Annotated in this window: 21 protein-coding genes and 1 pseudogene; 11 read left to right on the top strand and 11 right to left on the bottom strand. The window is 61.4% G+C overall.

From position 1 onward, the window contains the following. Positions 1-70: 70 nt before the first annotated feature. The 3 genes from IFT66_RS19055 (at position 71) to IFT66_RS19045 (ending at position 1,643) form a co-directional block, all read left to right on the top strand. Entirely contained in the window at positions 71-280 is a 210-nt protein-coding gene (locus IFT66_RS19055; protein ID WP_062459297.1) for a cold-shock protein, read from the top strand. A gap of 129 nt (positions 281-409) precedes the next feature. After that, positions 410-640, top strand: coding sequence for a hypothetical protein (locus tag IFT66_RS19050; protein WP_192078546.1), 231 nt, complete (start codon positions 410-412; stop codon positions 638-640). 13 nt (positions 641-653) lie between these two features. Next, entirely contained in the window at positions 654-1,643 is a 990-nt protein-coding gene (locus tag IFT66_RS19045) for a sensor histidine kinase (protein ID WP_192078545.1), read from the top strand. 111 nt (positions 1,644-1,754) lie between these two features. On the opposite strand, the gene IFT66_RS19040 is transcribed toward IFT66_RS19045, so the two are convergent. After that, positions 1,755-2,156, bottom strand: a complete 402-nt coding sequence (locus IFT66_RS19040; RefSeq protein WP_092663293.1) for a response regulator — start codon at positions 2,154-2,156, stop codon at positions 1,755-1,757. Between the two features lie 748 nt (positions 2,157-2,904). Between IFT66_RS19040 and IFT66_RS19035 the strand changes: the two genes are divergently transcribed. The 4 genes and pseudogenes from IFT66_RS19035 to IFT66_RS19025 all read left to right on the top strand — a co-directional run bounded on the left by IFT66_RS19035 (position 2,905) and on the right by IFT66_RS19025 (position 6,622). Then, the gene (locus IFT66_RS19035) at positions 2,905-4,095 is read left to right on the top strand and encodes a glycine C-acetyltransferase (RefSeq protein WP_062459309.1); all 1,191 of its coding nucleotides are present in this window, start codon (positions 2,905-2,907) and stop codon (positions 4,093-4,095) included. Between the two features lie 44 nt (positions 4,096-4,139). Continuing rightward, a pseudogene (gene tdh / locus IFT66_RS23595) lies at positions 4,140-4,302 on the top strand (L-threonine 3-dehydrogenase); the annotation flags it as partial. Position 4,303: 1 nt separating this feature from the next. Next, positions 4,304-5,197: L-threonine 3-dehydrogenase (tdh, locus tag IFT66_RS19030; RefSeq protein WP_249406501.1), on the top strand; the 894-nt coding region annotated here is incomplete at its 5' end. Between the two features lie 150 nt (positions 5,198-5,347). Continuing rightward, complete coding sequence (locus IFT66_RS19025; RefSeq protein WP_199864877.1) at positions 5,348-6,622, top strand: MATE family efflux transporter; 1,275 nt, start codon at positions 5,348-5,350, stop codon at positions 6,620-6,622. Between the two features lie 18 nt (positions 6,623-6,640). Here the strand turns inward: IFT66_RS19025 and IFT66_RS19020 are convergent, their stop codons facing one another. Next, positions 6,641-7,204 carry an NIPSNAP family protein gene (locus IFT66_RS19020; RefSeq protein WP_192078543.1) on the bottom strand — a complete coding sequence of 188 codons (564 nt, stop codon included), beginning with the start codon at positions 7,202-7,204 and terminating at the stop codon, positions 6,641-6,643. An 85-nt stretch (positions 7,205-7,289) separates the two neighbouring features. After that, a complete protein-coding gene (locus tag IFT66_RS19015; protein ID WP_062459325.1) occupies positions 7,290-8,189 on the bottom strand; it encodes a helix-turn-helix domain-containing protein in 900 nt (299 codons plus the stop codon). Positions 8,190-8,305: 116 nt separating this feature from the next. Between IFT66_RS19015 and IFT66_RS19010 the strand changes: the two genes are divergently transcribed. Then, positions 8,306-10,786 (top strand): glucose 1-dehydrogenase, encoded by a 2,481-nt coding sequence (locus IFT66_RS19010; RefSeq protein WP_192078542.1) that lies wholly within the window; start codon positions 8,306-8,308, stop codon positions 10,784-10,786. Continuing rightward, positions 10,779-11,522 carry an SDR family NAD(P)-dependent oxidoreductase gene (locus tag IFT66_RS19005; protein WP_192078541.1) on the top strand — a complete coding sequence of 248 codons (744 nt, stop codon included), beginning with the start codon at positions 10,779-10,781 and terminating at the stop codon, positions 11,520-11,522. Before IFT66_RS19010 ends, IFT66_RS19005 begins: the two co-directional genes overlap by 8 nt. A 40-nt stretch (positions 11,523-11,562) precedes the next feature. Here the strand turns inward: IFT66_RS19005 and IFT66_RS19000 are convergent, their stop codons facing one another. The 8 genes from IFT66_RS19000 to IFT66_RS18965 form a co-directional block, all read right to left on the bottom strand. Next, entirely contained in the window at positions 11,563-12,285 is a 723-nt protein-coding gene (locus tag IFT66_RS19000) for an ABC transporter ATP-binding protein (RefSeq protein WP_174197599.1), read from the bottom strand. Between the two features lies 1 nt (position 12,286). Continuing rightward, a complete protein-coding gene (locus IFT66_RS18995; protein ID WP_192078540.1) occupies positions 12,287-13,045 on the bottom strand; it encodes an ABC transporter ATP-binding protein in 759 nt (252 codons plus the stop codon). Continuing rightward, positions 13,042-14,016 (bottom strand): branched-chain amino acid ABC transporter permease, encoded by a 975-nt coding sequence (locus IFT66_RS18990; RefSeq protein ID WP_192078539.1) that lies wholly within the window; start codon positions 14,014-14,016, stop codon positions 13,042-13,044. Before IFT66_RS18990 ends, IFT66_RS18995 begins: the two co-directional genes overlap by 4 nt. Beyond that, positions 14,013-14,891, bottom strand: coding sequence for a branched-chain amino acid ABC transporter permease (locus IFT66_RS18985; RefSeq protein ID WP_113111559.1), 879 nt, complete (start codon positions 14,889-14,891; stop codon positions 14,013-14,015). Before IFT66_RS18985 ends, IFT66_RS18990 begins: the two co-directional genes overlap by 4 nt. Positions 14,892-14,992: 101 nt before the next feature. Beyond that, the gene (locus IFT66_RS18980; RefSeq protein WP_174197604.1) at positions 14,993-16,120 is read right to left on the bottom strand and encodes an ABC transporter substrate-binding protein; all 1,128 of its coding nucleotides are present in this window, start codon (positions 16,118-16,120) and stop codon (positions 14,993-14,995) included. Positions 16,121-16,236: 116 nt separating this feature from the next. Then, complete coding sequence (locus IFT66_RS18975) at positions 16,237-17,049, bottom strand: shikimate dehydrogenase family protein (RefSeq protein ID WP_325264729.1); 813 nt, start codon at positions 17,047-17,049, stop codon at positions 16,237-16,239. Between the two features lie 108 nt (positions 17,050-17,157). Beyond that, positions 17,158-18,045 (bottom strand): NAD-dependent epimerase/dehydratase family protein, encoded by an 888-nt coding sequence (locus IFT66_RS18970; RefSeq protein ID WP_192078538.1) that lies wholly within the window; start codon positions 18,043-18,045, stop codon positions 17,158-17,160. Then, a complete protein-coding gene (locus IFT66_RS18965; RefSeq protein ID WP_192078537.1) occupies positions 18,042-19,772 on the bottom strand; it encodes an FAD-dependent oxidoreductase in 1,731 nt (576 codons plus the stop codon). Before IFT66_RS18965 ends, IFT66_RS18970 begins: the two co-directional genes overlap by 4 nt. Before the next feature lie 139 nt (positions 19,773-19,911). Here IFT66_RS18965 and IFT66_RS18960 point away from each other — a divergent pair, with 139 nt between their 5' ends. Continuing rightward, a complete protein-coding gene (locus tag IFT66_RS18960) occupies positions 19,912-21,009 on the top strand; it encodes a Gfo/Idh/MocA family protein (RefSeq protein ID WP_192078536.1) in 1,098 nt (365 codons plus the stop codon). After that, a complete protein-coding gene (locus IFT66_RS18955) occupies positions 21,006-21,842 on the top strand; it encodes an IclR family transcriptional regulator (RefSeq protein WP_192078535.1) in 837 nt (278 codons plus the stop codon). The genes IFT66_RS18960 and IFT66_RS18955 overlap by 4 nt, the downstream gene beginning before the upstream one ends. The last annotated feature ends 51 nt before the right edge of the window (positions 21,843-21,893 follow it).

Genomic DNA, 21,893 nt, shown 5'->3' with positions numbered 1-21,893 from the left:
ATCAATCGTTACACTCATCCGTTCGGCTTCGGTCCTACGGTCACTCAACATTGCTTTGAAAGGGTTCATCATGACCACAGGCACAGTAAAATGGTTTAATTCCACCAAGGGTTTCGGCTTCATCGAGCCTGACAACGGCGGCGCTGACGCGTTCGTCCACATCTCTGCCGTCGAGCGCGCGGGAATGCGCGAAATCGTAGAAGGCCAGAAGCTTGGCTACGAACTCGAGCGCGACGCGAAGTCGGGCAAGATGTCGGCCTGCAACCTTCAGGCTGCCTAATCGTACCTGGTTTCGTCCTTGACCACGGATGTACCGGCACCGACGACACCAAGTTATCTGAGAGGCCGGGCTTATAGCCTGGCCTTTTTTGTTGGCTCGCTCAAAGCAGGCTCAACCACAGGAAAATCCATGACACAGACCCATTCGAAATCCAGACAGCAGGCCGAGATTGCCTTCGGCAACACGCAGACGCAGTTCTTTTCCCGAAATCACGCCGTCGCGGAAATGGACTCCCTCGTTGCGGCGCGCGAGACGAAAACACAAAGGCTGCGGCAGGCACGCCTCGCGAAGGATGCCGACGACATCGCCAGGGCATCCGCAGGCCTGATCGCAATGCGCGCCCGCAAGTCCGACCTTTAAGGATGCCATCTTGATGGACCAGAACACCGAGTGGACATCCGGTCAGCTGCGACGCGCGATCAAGGCGGCAGGCGTGGCGCTGTGGACCTGGAACGTCGATACGGACGCGTTCACGATGGACCAGCGTGGATATGCACTATGGGATTTGGAGGTCGATGGCGTCCTGTCCTTTGAGGACCTGTCGGCCAAGGTCCATCCGGCCGACCGCGATCGTGTGAGGGCAGCGTTCTCGGCAACACGTGCCGTCGTTGGACCTTACGAGATCGACTTCAGGATCATGAGCGATGTTGAAGTTCGCTGGATCTCAGCACGCGGTCAGGGGAGCGATGAGGATATTCTGGCTCGGCAGATGACCGGCATCTTTCTCGATGTCACAGGCCGCAAGCAGGCTGAAGAAGGGCATGAGCTTCTCGCCGGAGAAATGAGCCACCGGGTCAAGAACCTGCTCGCCATCGCGTCAGGGCTGACGCAGATGACATCCCGGTCCTCGAGTTCGATCGCCGATATGACCTCACAGCTCACTCTAAGGCTAACCGCTCTCGGCCGTGCTCACGACCTTGTCCGGCCTTTACCTGGCGGGCAGGGCAAGGCCGCTCTTCTCGGTGACCTGATCACGATCTTGCTCTCCCCCTATGACGAGACGGCGGCGTTTGCTGGCCGTATTCGGGTAGCAGTTCCAAGGATGGGCGTGGGAGAGGCGGCAGCCACAGGCCTCTCGCTGGTGATCCACGAACTCGCCACGAATTCACTGAGATACGGCGCCCTGTCAGTCGGCACCGGAACACTGGATGTGTCCGGATCGGTCGAGGAGAACAATCTGATGGTGACCTGGATCGAGCAGGGCGGGCCCGAGGTTGTCTTCCCACAGGGCCCGGCCGGCTACGGTAGCAGAATGCTGGACCGTACCATGTCCGCTCACCTTGGAGGAACGATCTCCTATAACTGGACACCGGACGGAGCGCTGGTCACGCTTATCATCAACACGAGCCGGCTTGCCTCTTGACCGCTTAGAGAAGGCCTCGGCCGCAAGCCCGCGCCGGAAACTCCTACGGGCTGACGCGCAGCCGTGTTGTCGTTGAACGTCTGCGCGGTCGCTCTTTTGCCGGTGAATAAGTTAGCGTCCGCTTGTACCGGAAACATGGGTAGATGAAGCGCGCTGATCAGCGCTTTTCGACATCGACTCGAAGCGTGCAACGATCAGATCAAGGTCATACGGCTTCGAGAAGAATTGTGCCGAAGACGGCAAGTCGATCTCACCGGGCGTGATGCGACCGGAGGCAACCACGATCCCTGCGTGGGGGAAGCGAGCCGCGACTTCGTGGGCAAGGTCTACACCCGTCAGAAGGCCTGGCATCTGGATATCCGTGAACAGGAAGTGAATGGTCCCGTCGTCAATCTTGTCCAGGGCCTCGTCCACCGTGCCGGCTTCTATGACCTCGAACCCCGCATCCTCCAGGGCGTCTGTGACCGTCATCCGGATCAACACCTCGTCGTCCACCACGAGTACTTTGCGCATGTCCCACTCCCTGCATGTGGCCCTACAACAGACCGACGCGGTTATCGTTCCAAAAAACGCAGTGGGTATCAGACAACTGCATTGGCCTTTCCGGCTAATGCGTTCAATTGCAGTGGCAGTGGCAGCTTTCGGTGAGTAGCAAGGAGATGGCAGTATCCTTTGGTCTGCTTCGGGTGTGGGGACAATCTTCTTGTAGCCGATGGGCTATCGGCGGCGCTTTCAACACCACGGCTGTGACCGAAGCGGCCGCCCAGGGGTACGGCGCAAACATGTTGGTCATTGCGCTGCCAGCCGCCGACCACAAGACAGGAATGCACCCTACCGGACATCTGAACACACGGTTGTATTCAGATGTGCGGCGTGGTTCGGCGCACGTACGTCGCGCGCCTTGCTGCAACGCGCAGGATCCATGTCACGAGACCGGTACCGGCTCCACGAAGCCGGTGTCCGGATCTTCTCGGCCATGTACGGACGTGAATTCGCGGCTGAGAACGATCTTCTCAACGCGCTTGATCTAGACGTAATGTCATTGGATGAATTAAAGACCCTTTGCCAAAACGGGTTTGCACCCTCGGCCGCGTGACCATCGTAAGCCTTCGATCATTGCTTCATCGTCCGGCAAACGGACCGAGCAGCTTAAGGTCGAGGCAGGGGAGGTAGGAGCGTCAACGCGCTTCTCCTGTCCCATACCCGAATTTCTCCAAGCCGCGACGCGGATGCGTCGGAGGCAAACAAGGTTGCATTCACAATGAGCAACGCATTCCTCGCACATCTCTCCACCGAACTTGCGGGTCTGAGGTCTTCGGGTCTCTACAAGACCGAGCGGGTGATCGTTTCCAAACAGGCCGGCGAGATCGAAGTCGCATCTGGTCGCAAGGTTTTGAATTTTTGCGCCAACAATTATCTGGGCCTTGCCGACAACGCCGAACTGGTGGAGGCCGGCAAGAACGCGCTGGATCGTTACGGCTACGGCATGGCATCTGTGCGTTTCATCTGCGGGACGCAGGAAGAGCACAAGCAGCTCGAAGACCGGATTTCGAAGTTTCTGGGATTGGAGGATACGATCCTCTATTCGTCCTGCTTTGATGCCAATGGTGGATTGTTCGAGACGCTTCTCGGCGAGGAGGACGCGATCATATCGGACGCACTCAACCACGCTTCGATCATCGACGGGGTGCGCCTCTCCAAGGCAAAACGCTTCCGCTACGCCAATAACGACATGGCGGCGCTGGAGGAGGAACTGAAAAAGGCCGAAGGCAGCCGGTTCAAGATGATCGCCACAGACGGCGTATTTTCGATGGACGGCATCATCGCCAATCTTGCGGGCGTCTGCGACCTTGCCGAGAAATATGGCGCCATGGTCATGGTCGATGACAGCCACGCCGTTGGCTTCGTCGGCAAGCACGGTCGCGGCTCGGCGGAACATTGCGGCGTCGAGGGCAGGGTGGATATCATCACCGGCACGCTCGGCAAGGCGCTTGGCGGTGCATCGGGCGGCTACACGTCCGGCAAGAAGGAAGTGGTCGACTGGCTGCGCCAGCGCTCGCGTCCCTATCTGTTTTCCAACACCCTCGCTCCGGTGATTGCGAGCGCCTCGCTGAAGGTGTTTGACCTGATCGACAATGGTGACGCATTGCGCGCCCGGCTAGAAGCCAATTCCCGCCTCTTCCGCGATGAAATGAGCAAGCTTGGGTTCACGTTGGCGGGCGAGGGGCATCCGATCATTCCCGTCATGCTCGGCGATGCGTCGCTGGCGCAGGACATGGCGGCGAGGATGCTGGAAAAGGGTGTCTACGTCGTCGGCTTCGCCTTCCCGGTCGTACCGAAAGGCCAGGCCCGTATCCGCACCCAGATGTCTGCGGCGCATAGTGAGGACGATGTGCGCCGGGCCATTGCGGCGTTCGAAGAGGTCGGCAGGGAACTGCGCGTGATCGAGTAGACGCCCGGCCCGAACCGATCCAACTCATTGACAGGAATTTTTCGATGACCAACATGATGCGCGCCCTCGTCAAGTCGAAAGCCGAAACCGGTCTCTGGATGGAGCATATCCCTGTTCCGGACCCCGGCCCCAACGACGTGCTGATCCGGGTGAAGAAGTCCGCGATATGCGGCACCGACGTTCATATCTGGAACTGGGACAGTTGGGNATCTGGAACTGGGACAGTTGGGCCCAAAAAACCATTCCGGTGCCGATGGTCGTCGGCCACGAGTTCTGCGGTGAGATCGCGCAGGTGGGCTCTGCGGTCACCAAGGTCCAGGTCGGCGCGCGCGTCTCCGGCGAGGGGCATATCGTTTGCGGCAAGTGCCGCAACTGCCGCGCGGGGCGCGGACACCTTTGCCGCAACACGTTGGGCGTGGGTGTCCACCGGCCCGGATCTTTTGCCGAATTCGTCTGCATTCCCGAAGACAATGTCGTGCCGATCCCGGATGATGTGCCGGACGAGATTGCCGCGATCTTCGATCCGTTCGGCAACGCCGTGCACACCGCTCTCTCCTTCGATTTGGTCGGCGAGGACGTCCTGGTGACCGGAGCCGGTCCGATCGGCATCATGGGTGCGATGGTTGCCAAGCGCTCGGGCGCGCGCAAGGTCGTGATCACCGACATCAACCCGGTACGTCTGGCACTTGCCGAAAAGCTCGGCATCGACCACGTCGTCGATGCGTCCAAGGAAAACCTGTCGGACGTGATGAAGCGCATCGGTATGACCGAGGGCTTCGATGTCGGTTTGGAAATGTCGGGCGCGGCCCCCGCCTTCCGCGACATGATCGACAAGATGAACAATGGCGGCAAGATTGCCATTCTCGGCATCGCGCCGACCGGGTTCGAGATCGACTGGAACAAAGTGATCTTCAAGATGCTCAATCTCAAAGGCATCTACGGGCGGGAAATGTTCGAGACCTGGTACAAGATGATCGCCTTCGTGCAGGGCGGCCTCGACCTTTCGCCTCTTATTACCCATCGCATTGGCATCGACTCCTTCAGAGACGGGTTCGAGGCCATGCGCTCCGGCAATTCCGGAAAGGTCGTCATGGACTGGTGAAGCCAACATGAGGTCCAACAAAAAGCCGACCGATGGGGGCAATACGATGTCGATCAAGACTATAGGGCAGGCGAAGCTCTTCTGCTCAGGCCCTTTCGGCTTATGACCATCTTGCCGGAACAGGGAGCAAATGAAAACTGGAACCGTCGGATGGTCTTTCTGGCGCTTCCCATCATTCTCGCAAATCTGGCTCAGCCGATCCTGTCACTTGTCGATACGATGGTGGCGGGACATCTTTCGGGGTCTTTCTTTCTCGGCGGGGTCGCGCTGAGCGGCGTGCTGTTCAATTTCCTTTTCTGGAGTTTCAGTTTTCTGCGCATGGCAACGACCGGTCTGGTCTCTCAGGCGTGGGGTGCCAAAGATAGCACGCTCATGCGCATGCATCTGTTTCGGGCGCTGCTTATCGCCGCTGCCGGCGGTGCCGTGATCATCCTGCTGCAAAAGCCGATCATCGAGATCGGACTCGGATTCCTCGGCGGCAGTGAAGCGGTCTACCGGAGCGCGTCGGATTATGCATTCGCCAGAATCTGGTCAGCGCCTGCGACGCTCGGAAATTTTGTCCTTCTCGGCTACCTTCTCGGTTGCCAGCGCGTGATGATCTCACTGGCGCTACAAGTCGCCCTTAATATCGTCAACTTGCTCGCAACTCTCACGCTGGTTCTTGTTTTCGACTGGGGTGTCGCCGGGATAGGGGCGGGGACCGCCCTTGCCGAATGGGTGGCCTTGATCGCAGGCCTCTTCATCATCAAGCCATTCGGTGCGCATCCCGCAGTGCGGATGAAAGAGCTGCTGGACGGGTTGGCGCTTCGACGGCTGGTCGCGGTAAACCGGGACATCTTTCTGCGAAGCTTCTTCCTTCTGCTCTGTTTCGGCTGGTTTGCCCGCAGCGGTGCCAAGGAAGGCGACACGATCCTCGCCGCCAATGCCATCCTTCTCAACCTCCACGGCTTTACATCCTATGGGTTGGACGGGTTTGCGAACGCCACTGAAACCCTGGTCGGTTCAGTCATCGGCGCGCGGCAAAAAAAGGCGCTTGCCCAGGTGATCAAGGCCGCGTTTGTGTGGTCGGGTCTGGTGGCGTTTCTGTTTTCGGTCGTTTACGCCTTCGGTGGCCCATCGATCATCTCGCTCCTCACCGATCAGGAAGATGTCCGTACCGCCGCGATTGCCCTGCTTCCCTTCCTGATCGCGTTGCCGCTCGTTTCCGTGACCAGCTTCATGCTTGATGGCATCATGATCGGAGCCATGCGTGCCCGCGATATGCGCAACAGCATGATCATCTCCACCTGCATCTTCATCGCCACCGCTTATGGTCTGCAGCAGGTCTGGGGAAATGAAGGGTTGTGGACAGCGATGATGGTCCTGATGATAGCGCGTGCGGTAACGCTCGGCTTGAAACTGAAAGAGACATTTGCGCAGGTGTAGCGGCAATTTGCACAGCGTTCAAAGCGGCGAAAACGACAAGGGGCGCAGTACGGTGTGCTGTCCTTCATACCCACCGACGAACCTCAACGGATCAGCGTGACGTGGAAGCAGGGCAAGAGGACCTTCTGTCAAACCGGAAAACGGCTCGAGCAGCGCGACCGCATCAGGCGGCGCATGGGCGGTCACCAATCCTGCACAGTCAGGGGCAAACAAGGGCGTGCCTGCGGGCCGTGGGCCATGCTGCCGGTGACGGTCGGCGACGGCCGTGTCGAAAACGGGTGATCCGCGCCCAAGCGTCGCCAGAGAGTTATGCTGCTGCAACACCATCGGGAAAGCCTGGGGGATGAAGCCGTTTACCCAAGCCTCTTCATTCGAGAGGGCGGCGCGGCATGCTTCGCGTTCAGCCCAGTCCGCATAGGTCCAGAGATGGTGGATCACGTTCAGAGGGCCGGTTTCCGCCTGCCAGTAGCCGAGAAGTGGCAGGTGCCGTGTCACAAGTGGAAGCCCGAGGTCTGCAAGCAGCGCGAGGTACTCGCCGGTTGCGCCCGGCTTTAGCTGATAGGTTCGCCATTCGTGGATCATCACCGTCTCCCATCGCGTCAGTCTGGCACGCCGGACCGGCCGCGAACATGGATAAGGTCTGCAAGAGATTGGACAATTGAGCCTATCAGTTGTCGTGTCGTGCCGCCTGTTTGCGATAGGTCCCCGGAGAGATCCCGACACGCTGGGTAAAGAAGCGGTTGAAATAGGCGGGGTCGTCGAAACCGGTCATATGTGCCACCTGCGCGACGCTGCTCTCGGTATAGACGAGGTAGCGCTTGGCTTCCATCAACAGCCGCTCGTAGAGCAGGTCCGACGCGGTCTTGCCGGCGCGCGCCTTGCAGGCAGCATTGAGCCGCGCCTGCGTCGCCGCCAGCTCTTTCGCGTAGAAGGTCAAGGATCGCTCCGTCCGGAAGTGGCGCTCCAAAAGGGCCCTGTAGCGCAAAAGCAGATCATAACCCCGGTCTGGCGTGGATATACCGGTCTCGTCATGGGTGATGTTAAGCCTCAGCACGATCACGAGCAGCCGCATGTAGTGTGCCATCATCGATATGCGCCGGCCGGGTGCCGACCAGATGAATTCCCGATGCAGCCAGTGAAACGTATCGACGACGGCCGGAATGCTGACGCCGGTTCCTTCGATCGGGTAGACTGCCGGTCTCGATGCAGCCGTTTCGAGCCGCGGGTCCGAGCTCGACGCTGCCTTCAGGCAACCGAGTGCGGCCGTCACCACGTAGCCGTCAGTCCCCGGATCAAAATCGATCTGGTGCACGATACCGGCTGGAACAACCATGATCGCAGGCGCGGGTATGAATGAGATCTGATCCTCCATGCGGATCGTTCCACCCCCCTCTCTGACCAGCAGAACCTGCATATGGTCCGGATGGGCATGCGGACGAATTCTCCAATCGTTTGGCCCGCTGCGGTCACGCAGGGGTTCAATATGCAGGAAGTCCAGATCGACGTCGGCACCCTGATCGCCATAGAGATAGTAAAGCGGAATGCCGCCTGCGGCCAAGCTTCCCATGTGTCCTCCTCATTATCTCCCTGGCAAATAGTGCAACAATTGCGCGACGGCGTCCATTGGTCATCCCCGGTATGCGGGTTAGCAAGATCTCCATCAAACGCGACCGGGAGAAGCGGATGGAGCCGAAGAGGGAGGAGGGGCACGTCTGTGACGTGCTGGTCGTCGGATCGGGCGCGGGAGGGCTTGCCACCGCGATCACGGCGAGGAAACACGGCCTTTCCGTGATCGTGATCGAGAAGGAGCCTATGTTCGGAGGCACGACGGCGTTTTCGGGTGGCGTGCTGTGGATACCTGGAAACCGGCACGGGAAATCGAACAACCCGAGCGATACGCGCGACGCGGCGCGCCGTTACCTCAAGGCCGAGACCGGGAACTGGTTCGACGCGCAAACGATCGACGCGTTTCTCGAGGCCGGTCCGAAAATGCTCGACTGGTTCGAACGCGAGACGGTGGTGAAATTCGTCCCCACGCTTTACCCGGACTATCACCCGACGGTGGATGGCGGCGTCGATGTCGGGCGCTCGGTGCTGGCGGCGCCTTTCGACAGCAGCGTGCTCGGCAGCGATCTTGCGCGGCTGCGGCCGCCGCTCGGCTCGATCACGTTCATGGGCATGATGTTCAACTCGTCCAATGCCGATATCCGGCATTTCTTCAACGCCACCAAATCGCTGACCTCGTTTTCCTACGTGATGAAACGCCTTGTCGCGCATGCCGGCGAGGTTATGCGTCACGGCCGCGGCGTCCAGGTCACGAGCGGCAACGCGCTGGCAGCGCGGCTGGCCGCGGCCTGTCTCGATCTCGACATTCCGATCCTGACCGAGACGCCGGCGCTGCGGCTGACCAAGGACGGTGGTCGTATCACCGGCGTCGAGGTCGGTGGCGCGTCACCCGGCCTTATCATCGCCCGGCGGGGCGTAGTCCTTGCCTGCGGAGGATATGCGCAGGATCTCGCGAGGCGAGCCGGGATCTACGCCCATCTCAAGGCAGGCGGTGAGCATTTTTCGCCGGTACCGGAGGGCAATAAAGGTGACGGCATCCGTCTCGGCGAGGAGGCAGGCGGCGCATTCGATGCCGAATTCGCCCAGCCGGCCGCGTGGATGCCGATCAGCCGTGTGCCCGGCAAAGGCCTGTTTCCGCATCTGCTCGATCGCTACAAGCCGGGCATGATCGCCGTTCTGTCCAATGGCCGGCGATTTACCAATGAGAGTGAGAGCTACCACGATGTCGGCGCTGCCATGGTTGCGGCGGGCGAGGGGGGCGCGTGGCTGATCTGCGATCATCGGGCGATCCGCAAGTATGGTCTTGGTCACGCAAAGCCGGCGCCGGTGCCGCTTCTGCCGTGGCTGCGAAACGGCTACCTCAAGAAGGGAAAGACACTTGCCGATCTTGCCGCGGCCTGCGCGATCGACGCGACGGGTCTGGATGCGACCGTCGCCGAATTCAACCGGGGCGCCAGGCACGGACGGGACGAACAGTTCCATCGCGGCGAGACCACCTTCAACCGATACCTTGCCGATCCCGACCACAAGCCCAACCCTTCGGTTGCGCCTCTCGAGCATGGGCCGTTCTACGCCGTCCGGCTGGAAATCGGCGACCTCGGAACGTTCGACGGACTGAAAACCACAGTGGAGGGCGCGGTCGTCGATCGGGATGGCCGGGTGATCGATGGCCTGTTTGCGGTCGGCAACGACCGGGCCTCGATCATGGGCGGAAATTATCCCGGGGCCGGCATCACGCTCGGCCCGGCAATGACATTCGGCTGGATCACCGGGCGCTATCTCGCAGGGATCGCACCGGGGGCGACGGGGGAGGGAGACATGAGCTGGCTTGGACTGGAGGGAAAGACGGCCGTCATCACCGGCGCCGGAGGCGGCATCGGTCAGGGGCTGGCGCGCGCCTTCGCTGCGGAAGGTGTGCGGGTCGTGCTGCTCGACCGTGACGAGGCGCAGACGGCGTCGCTCGCTGCCGAACTGGGTATGGGTAGTTTCTCGCTCAAGTGTGATGTGTCGCGGGCAGACGACGTTGCCGCAGCGGCGGAGGCGGTCGAGGCGCAGGGAGGCGCTGATATCCTCATCAACAACGCCGGAATCCTGCGGCCCGGCCCGCTCGAAAGCGTCTCCGAGGCCGACTGGTCGGCGATGCTCTCCGTCAACCTCACGGGTTATCTCGTGACCGCGCAGGCGTTCGGTCGCGGCATGATGTCCCGTGGGCGGGGCGCATTGGTGCATGTGGCAAGCATCTCGGGCAGCCACCCTCAACCCGCAAGCGGCGCCTATTCCGCATCGAAGGCGGCGATCCTGATGCTGTCGCGACAGCTTGCCTATGAATGGGGACCGAAGGGCATCCGCTCGAACACGTTGAGCCCGGGACTGGTGCGCACGACGCTTTCCGAAACCTTCTACGCCGATCCGCAGGTCAAAGCGCGGCGCGAAGCCATGGTCCCCATCCGCCGTATCGCAAGCCCCGAAGATGTGGCAAACGCGGCTTTGTTCCTCGCCTCGCCGCGCGCATCCTACATCACGGGACAGGACATCCTCGTCGATGGGGGACTGTCGCAGTCGCTGATGGGACTGGTACCGAGGCCTGGTTATGCGTGAAGCCCTCGTCACCGGCGGCGCCGACGGGATCGGCCTGGCAATTGCCCGAGCGCTTGCTCAAAGCGGCCACCGCATCACCATCGCCGATATCGACGGCGATAAGGCTGCTGAGCGGGCGGCCGAATTGGGCGATGTCCATCGCGGCATGGCCTGCGATGTGACCGACGAGGCGCAGGTGGAAGCGGTCGCGGGTTCAGCGCCGTTCGATGTGCTGGTCAACAATGCCGGGATCGGCGACAGCCACCTGCCAACGCTGGAGCAGGGGATAGAGGCGTTCCGTCGCGTCCTCGACGTGCATTTGGCCGGCACGTTTCTGATGTCGCGGGAAGTGGCGCGTGGCATGGTCGCGCGTAGCGATGGCGCAATCGTCAATTTGTCCTCGATCGCGGGATTGACGGGTCTTCCCAAGCGCAATGCCTATGGTGCTGCCAAGGCCGGGATCGTTGCCATGACGCGGGCGATGGCCTGCGAGTGGGCTGGGCGTGGTGTGCGGGTCAATGCCGTTGCGCCGGCTTTCGTGCAGACGGCGCTGGTGGAAAAGCTGGCGGCCGCAGGCCGGATCGATCTGCCAACGCTTCGCCGCCGCACGCCGATCGGGCGACTGATCATGGCCGAGGAGGTGGCGGCCGCCGTCAATTTTCTAGCCTCTCCAGCGGCATCGGCGATCACCGGCGTGGTGCTGCCGGTCGACGGCGGCTGGACCGCGTTCGGTGATTTCGGCGACGCGTCCCCTTGAGAACGCTTCGCCGAAAAGGTTATGCGATCGCGAGGATCAATCAGGCGGCATCCTCGATGTGACCGCCGAGGAAGAGCTGGCCCACACGCGGGTCATTGAGCAGCTTGTCCGACCTGTCGAACATCCGCGTCTGGCCGAGTTCCAGGACCAGACCATAATCGGACATGGCGAGCGCTGCCTTGGCATTCTGTTCGACCATCAGGATCGTTACGCCCTGGTCGCGCAGGCGGGTCAGCGTCTGGAACACCTCCTGCACGAGATTGGGCGACAGGCCGATCGACGGTTCGTCGATCAGGATCAGCTTCGGATCGAGCAGCAGCGCGCGGGCGATCTCAAGCTGTTTCTGCTGGCCGCCGGAGAGCTCGATCGCCTTCTGGTCCTTGCGCTGGCGCAGCATCGGGAACTGGTCCATCACCTGTTCCATCCGCATTTTCACCCGCGCCTGATCCTTGGCGGTAATGCCGCCGAGTTCGAGATTGTGCAGCACGGACAGTTGCGGCACGACATTGCGGCCCTGTGGCACGTAGGTAACGCCACGGGCAATCATCTCGGCCGGGCGCTTACGCGTCACGTCCTCGCCTTCCAGGTGGATGGAGCCGGAATTGATGTTGAGCAACCCGAAGATCGCCTTGAACACCGTGGATTTGCCAGCGCCGTTCGGACCGATCACCGTGGTGATGGACGCTTTCGGTATGCTGAAAGACGTCCCGTTGAGGATTGTGATGCGGCCGTAACCGCCATTGAGGTTTTTCACTTCCAGCATGTCAGCCTCCGAGATACGCGTCGATGACCAATTGGTTCGCCCGAATTTCATCCGGTGTCCCCTCGGCGATGATCTCGCCCTGCGCCAGCACGATGACGCGGGTGCAGAGCGACATGACGAACTCCATATTGTGCTCGATGACCACGAAGGTTGTGCCGTGTTCGCGGTTGTAGGTGATCAGCCGGTCCTTGAGGTGCCCGAGCATGGTCAGGTTAACGCCGCCGGCCGGCTCGTCGAGAAGTACGATGCCGGGTCCCGCCATGAAGGCCATGGCGGCATCCACCAGCTTTTGCTGGCCATAGGAGAGCGAGCCCGCCGGCGTATCGCGGTAAGGCGTCAACCGGAAGAACTCGATCAGCTGTTCGGCTTTTTCCGTCAGTCCGGCGTCCGATTTGCCGAACAGGCGCGACAGCATCGAGCCTCCATGCTCCTGGCCGGCAACGATGATATTGTCGAGCACCGTCATGTTGGGGAAGACCGAGAGCTGCTGGAAGGTGCGGCCGACACCCATCAGCGACAGGTCGGCAGGCCTTACGCCGTCGGTGGACTTGCCGTTGATCTTGCAGTGACCCTCGGTCGGCTTCGACTGGCCAAGAATGCAGTTGAACAGCGTCGATTTGCCCGATCCGTTCGGGCCGATCAATCCGAGGATCTCGCCTTTATGCACATCGAAGCTGACCTGGTGGACGGCGCGGATGCCACCGAACCGTTTCGAGATGTTGTGAACCGAAAGAATGACCTCCTGGGCCGCCGCGTTCATAGCTGGACTCCCTGTTTGAGATCCCGGCGGGCTTCATGCTTGGGCCGGAACTTCTCGATCAATTTGTGACCGGCGCCGATCAGGCCTGTTGGCGAAAACACCATCAGGACGATCACCAGCGTCGAGTATATGATCAGGTAATAGCCTTCCGTGAAGCGCAGCAGTTCTGGCAGGAGGATGACCACGGCGGCACCCAGCATTGGGCCGAAGAAGAAGCCGGAACCCCCGACCACCACCATCAGCAGGATTTTCAGCGAATGGATCAAGCCGAAGCTGCTGGGCTCGATGAACTGCACCAGCGGTGCCTGCAGCGCGCCTGCAAGACCACCGAACGCTGAGCCGATGGCAAAGGCGAGCAGTGTCTGGCGGCGAACCTTGAGGCCAAGGCTTTCGGCACGGATCGGATTTTCGCGCAGCGCCTTGAAGGCTCGCCCCCAGGGGGAGCGCAGGATCCACCACATGGCGCTAGCGGACACGACGAAGCAGACCAGCGTGAAATAGTAAAAGGCGATGTTGCCGTCGGTGGTGATGCCGAAAAACGACGGTCGAGGCATGCCGACAAGGCCGAACGACCCGCCGGTTATCTCTTCCTCGTTGCGCAGCACGAGGAACAACAGTGTGTTGAAGGCAAGCGTGACGAAGGCGAGGAAGTGGTGCTGAACCCGCAGCGCGGGGTAGCCGAGCAGCAAGCCGACCGCGAAGCTTGCTGCGATCGACACGATCACGGCCAGTCCCCAGTGAATGCCGTTGAGCGTCATCAGCGCGGTGATGTAAGCGCCGATGCCCATGAAGGCGGCCTGCGCCAGGCTGACTTGTCCGGCATAACCGAGCGTCAGGTTGAGGCCCATGGCAGTGATCGAGAAAATCAGCCACGAGGCCAGCGTGTAGACAATGTAGTTGCCCTGGCCGATCGGAGCGGCGACGAGGGCAGCAATACCCAGCAGAAGCAGAAACGGTTTCAGGCGGATCATACGGTTCTCCCTTCCGAGGTGCCGAGCAGGCCCTGCGGACGCAAGAGGATGATGGCGATCAGCAGCAGAAGCGGCATGGCCGAGCGGTACTGGGCGGAGATGTAGACGGCTGACAGATTGTCGATCACGCCGATCAGCAGGCCGCCGACCAGCGCGCCGCGGATCTGGTTAAACCCGCCCACGATAGCGGCGATGAAAGCGACGAGACCGAGCGTTTCACCATTGGAAAACTTGGCAAGATAGATCGGCGAGATCAGTACCGAGGCGACGGTGGCAAGGCCGGCATTGATCAGAAATGTATAGAGCACCATGCGCTTGACGTTGACGCCGAGGATTTCGGCAACCGCCGGATTCTGGGCGCTGGCCTGCATGCAGCGGCCGGTCCGTGTTCGATTGAGAAACAGCTGCAGGCTGCCGATTGCGAGCATCGAGACAACGAGATTGCCGATATCCTGCATAGAAACGCTGGCGCCGGCGATCTCGTAGACCGTCTGCGGAAAGATCGCAGGGAAGGGCTGGGCGGTCGCGCCGTAAAATTCCTTGACGCTTTCCTTCATCAGGAGGCCGAGCGAAATGGTGGCGATGACCAGCGGCAGCGTTCCGTGCGGCAGCATCGGTTCGACGATCAGCCGCTTGAAGGCCACGCCGAGGATAAGAAGCGACAGCGCGAGCGCCAGCGCCACGGAGGGCCATAGCGGCAGGCCAAACACTGTCATACCAACCAGCACGAAAAACGCTGGCAGCATGACGAACTCGCCTTGGGCAAAGTTGATGGTTTGCGATGCCTGCCACAACAGGGTGAAGCCGACTGCCGCAAGGGCGTAGATGGAGCCGGCGGCGAGACCGGAGACAATAATCTGCATAAACTCGGCCATGGGGTCGTCCTCACGGGCTGGTAATCGGCGTGACGTGCAGGATTGATGACGACGTGTCGGCGGCGCGAACCGCCGGCACTTGTCTCGTCATGCGATCGGCATCAGTTCGGCGGCAGCACCGCCTGGACCACCTGTTTGCCGTTCTCGACTTTCACGACAAAGCTTTCGCGCGACATCTCGCCCGTGTCGTCCCAACTCACATCCATCAGGACGCCGGGGTGCTCCTTGGCGGTCAGCTTGAGACCGTGCAGCTTTTCCGCGATGGCCTTGCTGTCCGGCTTGCCGACCATTTCCGTAACGTATTTCAGCGTCCAGGCGGCGGTGTAGCCTTTGATGGCATTGTGGTCGGGCGTGTACTTGAACTTCGTCTTGAAGCGCTCGACCATTTCCTTGACGGCGGGGATATCGGCATCGGGCGTCAGGCCGACATGGCCCATAGCGCCGTTGGCCGCATCGCCGGCAAGTTCGATGACCTTGTGGCCGATCAGAGTAGTTTCGCCGAGAAGCGGTTTGTTCAGGCCTTGCTTGCGGGCTTCGCGCAGGAAGCGGGCGCTTTCTTCTTCAGTGTAATAGATGAAGAAGGCTTCGGCCGTGGAGCCCTTCAGCTTCAGCACGTCGGCGGAGAAGTCAGCCTGCGCCTGTTCGGACGGCACATCGACGACGATCTCGATATTGGCAGCCTTCATCGCATCGACGAAAGCCTTGTGGCCGCCCTTGCCGAATTCGGTATTGGCCCAGGCGACGCCGACCTTTTTCAGACCCATCGTCTCGGACATGTATTTGGCAAGTTTCGGCACGCCCTTTTGGGAGCCGAAGGCGGTGCGGAAGATGTAGGGGTTTTTCATGGCGACGATGGACGGGGCCTCGGAGCCGGTGAACTGCGGAATGCCGGCCTGACGCGCGACCAGCATGTTGACCACGGTTGATGACGAGAACACCGTTCCCATGATCGCGTAGATACCGTCGTCAATTCCCTTCTGGACCATGGCGCGCGAAACCTGTGGGTCGGTCTGGCTGTCATATTCCAGAACCTTGACCGGCTCCTTGAGAATGCCGCCCTGGGCATTGATTTCCTCAAAGCCCATCTTCACGCCATCGCGGAAGTTGGTGCCGGCCGCGGCGCCGGGTCCGGACAACTCGACGATCGAGCCGACCTTCAGTTCAGCAAGCGCCGGCATTGCGCCGAGCGCCAGTACCATTGCAGTCGTGGTGATAAGTTGTCTGATCATGACCTTCCTCCTTGGCTGATCGATATTTCCGTCCCGGCGGCCAGGTCTCCTCCCTTGTCGCCGTATCCTCATGCCCGGGCGTAGACCCGGGCCTGCGGTGTCTCCGTCTCGATCGCCTAGGCGTCGATCGTGCGTGTCCCCATCAAGAGATCGGCCAGCAGCACGGCCTGGGCGTCGAACATGCCTGACCCCGACATGGTGCCGCAGCCCTTGTCGCGGGCAGCAGCAATCAGTGGCGGCACGGCCGGCCGCGTCACGACGTCCGAGACGAACTGGTCTGCGGTCAGAAGATCCGTCTGCACCGGCAGGGGATCGGTCTCACGCATGCCAAGTGGCGTGGCATTGGCGACCAGTGCAAAACCGCGTGGATCTGTTGAGCCTATCCGCGCACGACCCGGAAATGCCTTGTTCAACTGCGCGATCAACGCATCGCGTTTGTGCGTGTCGAGATCGTGGAGGGCCAGTTCCGAGGCGCCGCGTGCCAGGATTTCGTAGGCGATGGCCGCTCCGGCGCCGCCAGTACCCACCAGAAGCGCAGACTTGCCGGCGATCTCGAAGCCTTGGGCCGCGACACCGTCAAGGCAGCCGTGTCCGTCGGTTGCGTCGCCCACCCAGTCGTCGCCATCGCGGATCATGATGTTGACGGCGCCGGATGCCTTTGCGCGGGCCGATATGCGGGCGCAGAATTCGAGGCAGGGGACTTTGTGCGGTACCGTGACAATGATGCCCGCGACATTGCGCATGCTCTTTGCCTGCGACAGCCAGCCGGCCAGGTCTTCGGGGAGAATATGGACCGGTGCGACGATGCCGTTAAAGCCGCGATCGGCCATGATCTGGCTGAGCGAAGCGGGCGATTTCACCTGTCCGATCGGATGGCCGATGATCGGGAAGAGCTTGGTCTCCCCATCGACCTTTATATGTATACTCACGCCTTCCTCCCCTCGGCATGCGATCCGACCCTTGTCCGGTCGTTCTCAAGCTCGACAAAAACACAGGCCCCGTCATCGGCAAATGGACGATGGGGGCGAAACGTTGGACTATTCAACACCGGCGGTCTCCTTCAGTTCGGCCAAGGCCCGGGCGATGCCGTTGCCGACGGTCGTGACAGGCTGATTGCCGAGGATGTGCGGCACCGGGTCCGACGCCAAATCGGCGGGAATACGCAAGGGCGGCCCGCTGATCCGGATCTCGTTCCAGCCGGACTGGTGCCTGAGTTCGGCGACAAAATCGGTCATCTCCACCGTATCGCCGGCCATGGTCAGAACGGTCGCTCCTTCCAGCGGCACTGTCATCGCGGTCGACAACATCTGTGCCACGTCGTCCACGTAGACGAAGCCGACGCGGCCGGAAAAACGGATTTCAGCCGGTTCGTGGCGCACGGCGGCTCCAAGCGCGATCGACGGACCAGCCGCGATGCCAGCGCTTTCGCCGGGACCGTAGACGATGTAGGGGCGAAGGCCGAGGCTCGGGATGCCGTGGTCGAGCAGATAGGCCCGCGCCATGCCTTCGACCGCAAGCTTTGTCGCCCCATAGACCGTCATCGGCCTTGGATTGACGGCATCGTCGAGTCCGAACACGCCGGCCGAACTCAGATAGGCAATCGGTAGGCGCTTTGCCTTTGCCGCCTCGAACACGTTGATGCTGCCTAGAAGATTGACGCGCGTGCCGAGCGCCGGGCTGCGGGCACAATCGACCGTCATCAGGCCGACGAGATGGACAATTCCGTTGCATCCATCGGCAGCTTTCGCCACCGCGGCGGCATCGGTGATGTCGCCCGAGACGATCTCGACGCCATCCGTGACAGATAGTCGTTCCGGCTTCGGAGCCAGGTCGAAGATCCGGACCCGGTGCCCGGCCGCCTGCAATGCCCTGACGGTTCGCAGGCCGACGAAGCCGGTTCCGCCGGTCACAAGGACGAGGCTCATGCAGCCTCTCCCTTGCGAGCAGCGACGGCGCGGCGGGCTGCATGACGGGCGGCGATGGCCCCGAACACGATCGCCGGGCCAACAGTGATGCCTGGGCCGGGATAGACCCCGCCCATGATCGACTGCAAATCGTTGCCGCAGGCGTAAAGGCCTGAGATCGCCGATCCGTCGCGCCGCAGAAGCTGGGCATTTTCGTCGCCGACCAGTCCTATGGCCGAGCCGATATCGCCAGGCCAGAGTTTGACGGCATAATAGGGAGCCGTCTCGAGCGGCCCGAGTGTCGGATTGGGCCCATGCGTCGGATCGCCATTGGCCTTTTCGTAGACGGTGGTGCCGCGGGCGAAGTCGGCGTCCGTGCCGGTCCTTGCATAGGCGTTCATCCTGGCCACGCTGTCGTTCAGGCCGGCAGCGTCGATGCCGAGCTTTCTGGCGAGTTCGTCGAGCGTCGCAGCCTCGGTCAGGTAGCCATCGGCAAGATAGGGGGCAATGTTGGCACCACCGGGCCGGATCATCCCCATGCCGTATTTCTTCAGCGCCGCAGCGTCGGCGATCAGATAGGTGGGCACATGGCTGCCGTCCTTGTTCGCCGCATACATGGCCGACACGAACAGGTGGTAGCTGGTGCTTTCGTTGACAAAGCGACGACCGTCTCGGCCAACCGAGATGATGCCGGGTTTGGAACGGTCGAAGACGAAATGCGGAAAAACCGCCATCGAGCCATCGGCGCGCTTGCGATGCGAGACCGGCGCCCAGAAGCACGGCTGCGCCGCCGTGTCGCCGTGATAGGCGCCCGCGGTAAAGGCGAGATCATGCAGCGTGCCCGTATGACCAGGCGCCGACGGGCTGAATTCGGGCAGTGGTTGCGGCAACTTGTCTGCACGCATGGTCGGGTGACGGGCAAAGCCGCCGGAGGCGAGGATCAAACCGCCCGTGACGTGAATCTGCCGTTCGGTATCCTTCTGACGGAGTGTCACGCCTGTTACGCCGTGAGGCCCGGTCGTGAACGCCAATGCCTCGGTTTCGGTGAGGATGGTGACCCCGAGCTTTCGCGCGGCAAGCAGCATCCTGCCGATGAGAGCATTGCCCATCACCAGCCGCGTTCCGCGGCCATGGCGGATCTTGTCCAGGTAGTAATGTCCGATCAGTCGAGCCGAGTAAGCGGTCGACTTCGCCGATTTGCCGATTTTCATCAGATGGGCGATGTCGTCACGGTCCACCATGAGGCCGCCGAGAATAGTAAATTCCGGGATGGGCGGACGGATGAGATGCAGGTCTTTCCCGAGCGCCGATGCATCGAACGGCAAAGGTTCGAGAGCCCGCCCGAAGGACGTGGCGCCCTCCAGCTCGTAAAGATAGTCGGGGTGAAAAGGGCGCGCACGGAATTTGACGTCCGTTTTGTCTTCCAGCGCATCGACCACACCTTTCCCGGCTGCAACAAACGCATCGCGCACGGATTTGGAGCTGTGGTTGCCGACAGCGCGATCGAGAAAGCCTGAAACCTTATCGCGACTGTCGTCGGCACCCATGGCCTGCGCGTGACGGGTAAGCGGGATCCACGTGGTCGCGGCGGAATAGGAGGTCGTGCCGCCGAGATATTCGGTGCGCTCGACCAAAAGGACACGTGCGCCTTCCATCGCGGCAAAGATGGCGGCAGACATGCCTCCTGCGCCAGCTCCCAGTACGACGACATCGTAATCTGGCCCGACTTTCGTCAGTGCATGTTGCATGTGACAATCCTCCCAAAAGACGAGACAGGCTAGTCTTCTGTGGTCACCATCACAAATTATGGAATGACATTCAAGAATAAAAACCAGTTCCATTTTTGTTATTCGTCTGATACCTCACATTCGATCGGGGAGGATCTGGATGGGACGTGTAATCGACATTGCGGTAATTGGAGCCGGTGCCATCGGCCGCACGCATATCGATACGCTGGCCGGAATGCCCCGTTTTCGCCTGACCTCGATCGTCGACCCGATGCCGGCGGGAGCTGTTCTCGCTGCCTCGCTCGGCATTCCCTGTCTTCCTTCCGCAGAGGCGTTGATCGATTCGGGTCTCGCTCACGCGGCGATCGTTGCTACGCCGAACGAGACGCATCTCCCCGTATCCGAAGCTTTGTTGCGGGCCGGCATACCCGTGCTTCTGGAAAAGCCGGTCGCCGAAAGCCTGGCTTCGGCCCTGAGGCTGATCCCGATTGCCGACGAGATCGGTCTGCCGCTTCTGATCGGCCATCACCGTCGCCATAACCCGATCATCCGCGCAGCCCATGCGGCGATTCATGCCGGTCGGATTGGCGATCTGGTGATGGCGACCGTGACCTGTTCGCTTGCAAAGCCAGCCGGATATTTCGAGGCCGCGTGGCGAAGAACTCCGGGCGCCGGCGGGCCGTTGCTGATCAACATGGTCCACGAAATCGATCTGCTGCGGCATTTCTTCGGTGAGATTGCGCACGTCCAGGCGATCGCCAGCCATGCGCGCCGCAGTTTTGCCGTCGAGGATACGGCGGCGGTCAATCTCTCCTTCGTCAATGGCGGGATCGCGACCCTGTGCATATCCGATGCAGCGGTCGGCCCCTGGGCCTGGGACCTGACAGCGGCGGAAAATCCGGCACGCTTTCCAGCTCATCCGGTAACCGCCCATCATTATGCCGGCAGCAAAGCTGGCCTCTCGCTGCCCGATCTGACGCTCTGGGAACCGAAGGGCGAGCCGGACTGGACTGAGAAGTTGCGACCGACAGTACTCGATGTCATCCAGGCCGACCCCTACGAGCGCCAGCTTTCCCATTTTGCCGATCTGATGGACGGGTCAGGCACGCCGATCGTGTCAGTACGGGACGCGACGGCCAACCTGATCGTGCTCGATGCGATCCGCACGGCAGCCGATACCGGACAGTCCGTCACAGTTGACCTTTCACCGCTCGAAAGCCTTAGTGGAACCGTGTTCAACAACGGAATGGGTCCATGAGCAGCGTTCTCGGAAAATCCCTCGCCATCATCGAACTGCTGGTCAATCATCCGGCCGGCCTCACCGTGTCGGCGATCGCCAGCGAAATCGATCAGCCGGCAAGCGGCGTACACCGGACTTTGCAGGAGCTCGCGCGGCTAGGTTATGTGCGCCAGGCGCAGGCGCAGGGCGATTACGCCCTGACCATCAAGCTGCCGGCCATGGGCGTCGGGTTTCTCGGCCGTGCCGGCATTACGGATGTGGCGCAGCCGGTGCTCGACGAACTGGCGGCGCATTCCGGCGAGTTGATCCGGCTTTCCGTCATCGATGGCGACCGTCTGACCTGGGTGGCGGTGGCGCAGGGGGCAACACGTGGCCTCCGTTACGATCCGGGCCAGGAACAGGGCGTGGTCGTGCATCTGGCGAGTTCCGCCGGGGGTAAGGCGTGGCTTTCGTCGATGAGTGATGAAGAGGCGCTGTCGCTTGTCTCCGGCCAAGGGCTTTTGCGACAGGCGGAAGGCACGGGACCGAACGCCCCGCGCAGCCTTACGCTGCTGTTGGAACAACTGGCTGAGGCCCGCGCCCTCGGTTACGCGACGGCGGTGGATAGCTATATCGCCGGCATGGCGGCTATGGCCGTTCCGGTCCGGTATCACGGCCATGGTCAGGTGCTCGGATGTCTCTCGATCGCCGGCCCGGCCGTGCGGATGACCGCGGAGCGGATGGCGGTGCTCGCACCTCGTCTTCAGGCCGCGGCCATCGAACTTGGCGAGGCAGCCTCGGGATCGCAATATTTTCAGGCAGTCGTGAAGGCGGTTGAGCCGGCCAGCGGAATGGAACGAAAGACCGCGTAGCAACGCGCCGTTCCACTGTCTTGTCCGGGCATGCACGTAAGGCGGAGATGG

Origin of the sequence: Rhizobium sp. CFBP 13726 (genome assembly GCF_014841925.1) — a bacterium.
In the GTDB taxonomy this organism is placed as follows: Bacteria; Pseudomonadota; Alphaproteobacteria; order Rhizobiales; family Rhizobiaceae; genus Neorhizobium; species Neorhizobium soli.
The sequence above is the reverse complement of the archived record's forward strand: the minus strand, read 5'-3'. Positions and strand labels throughout refer to the sequence as shown.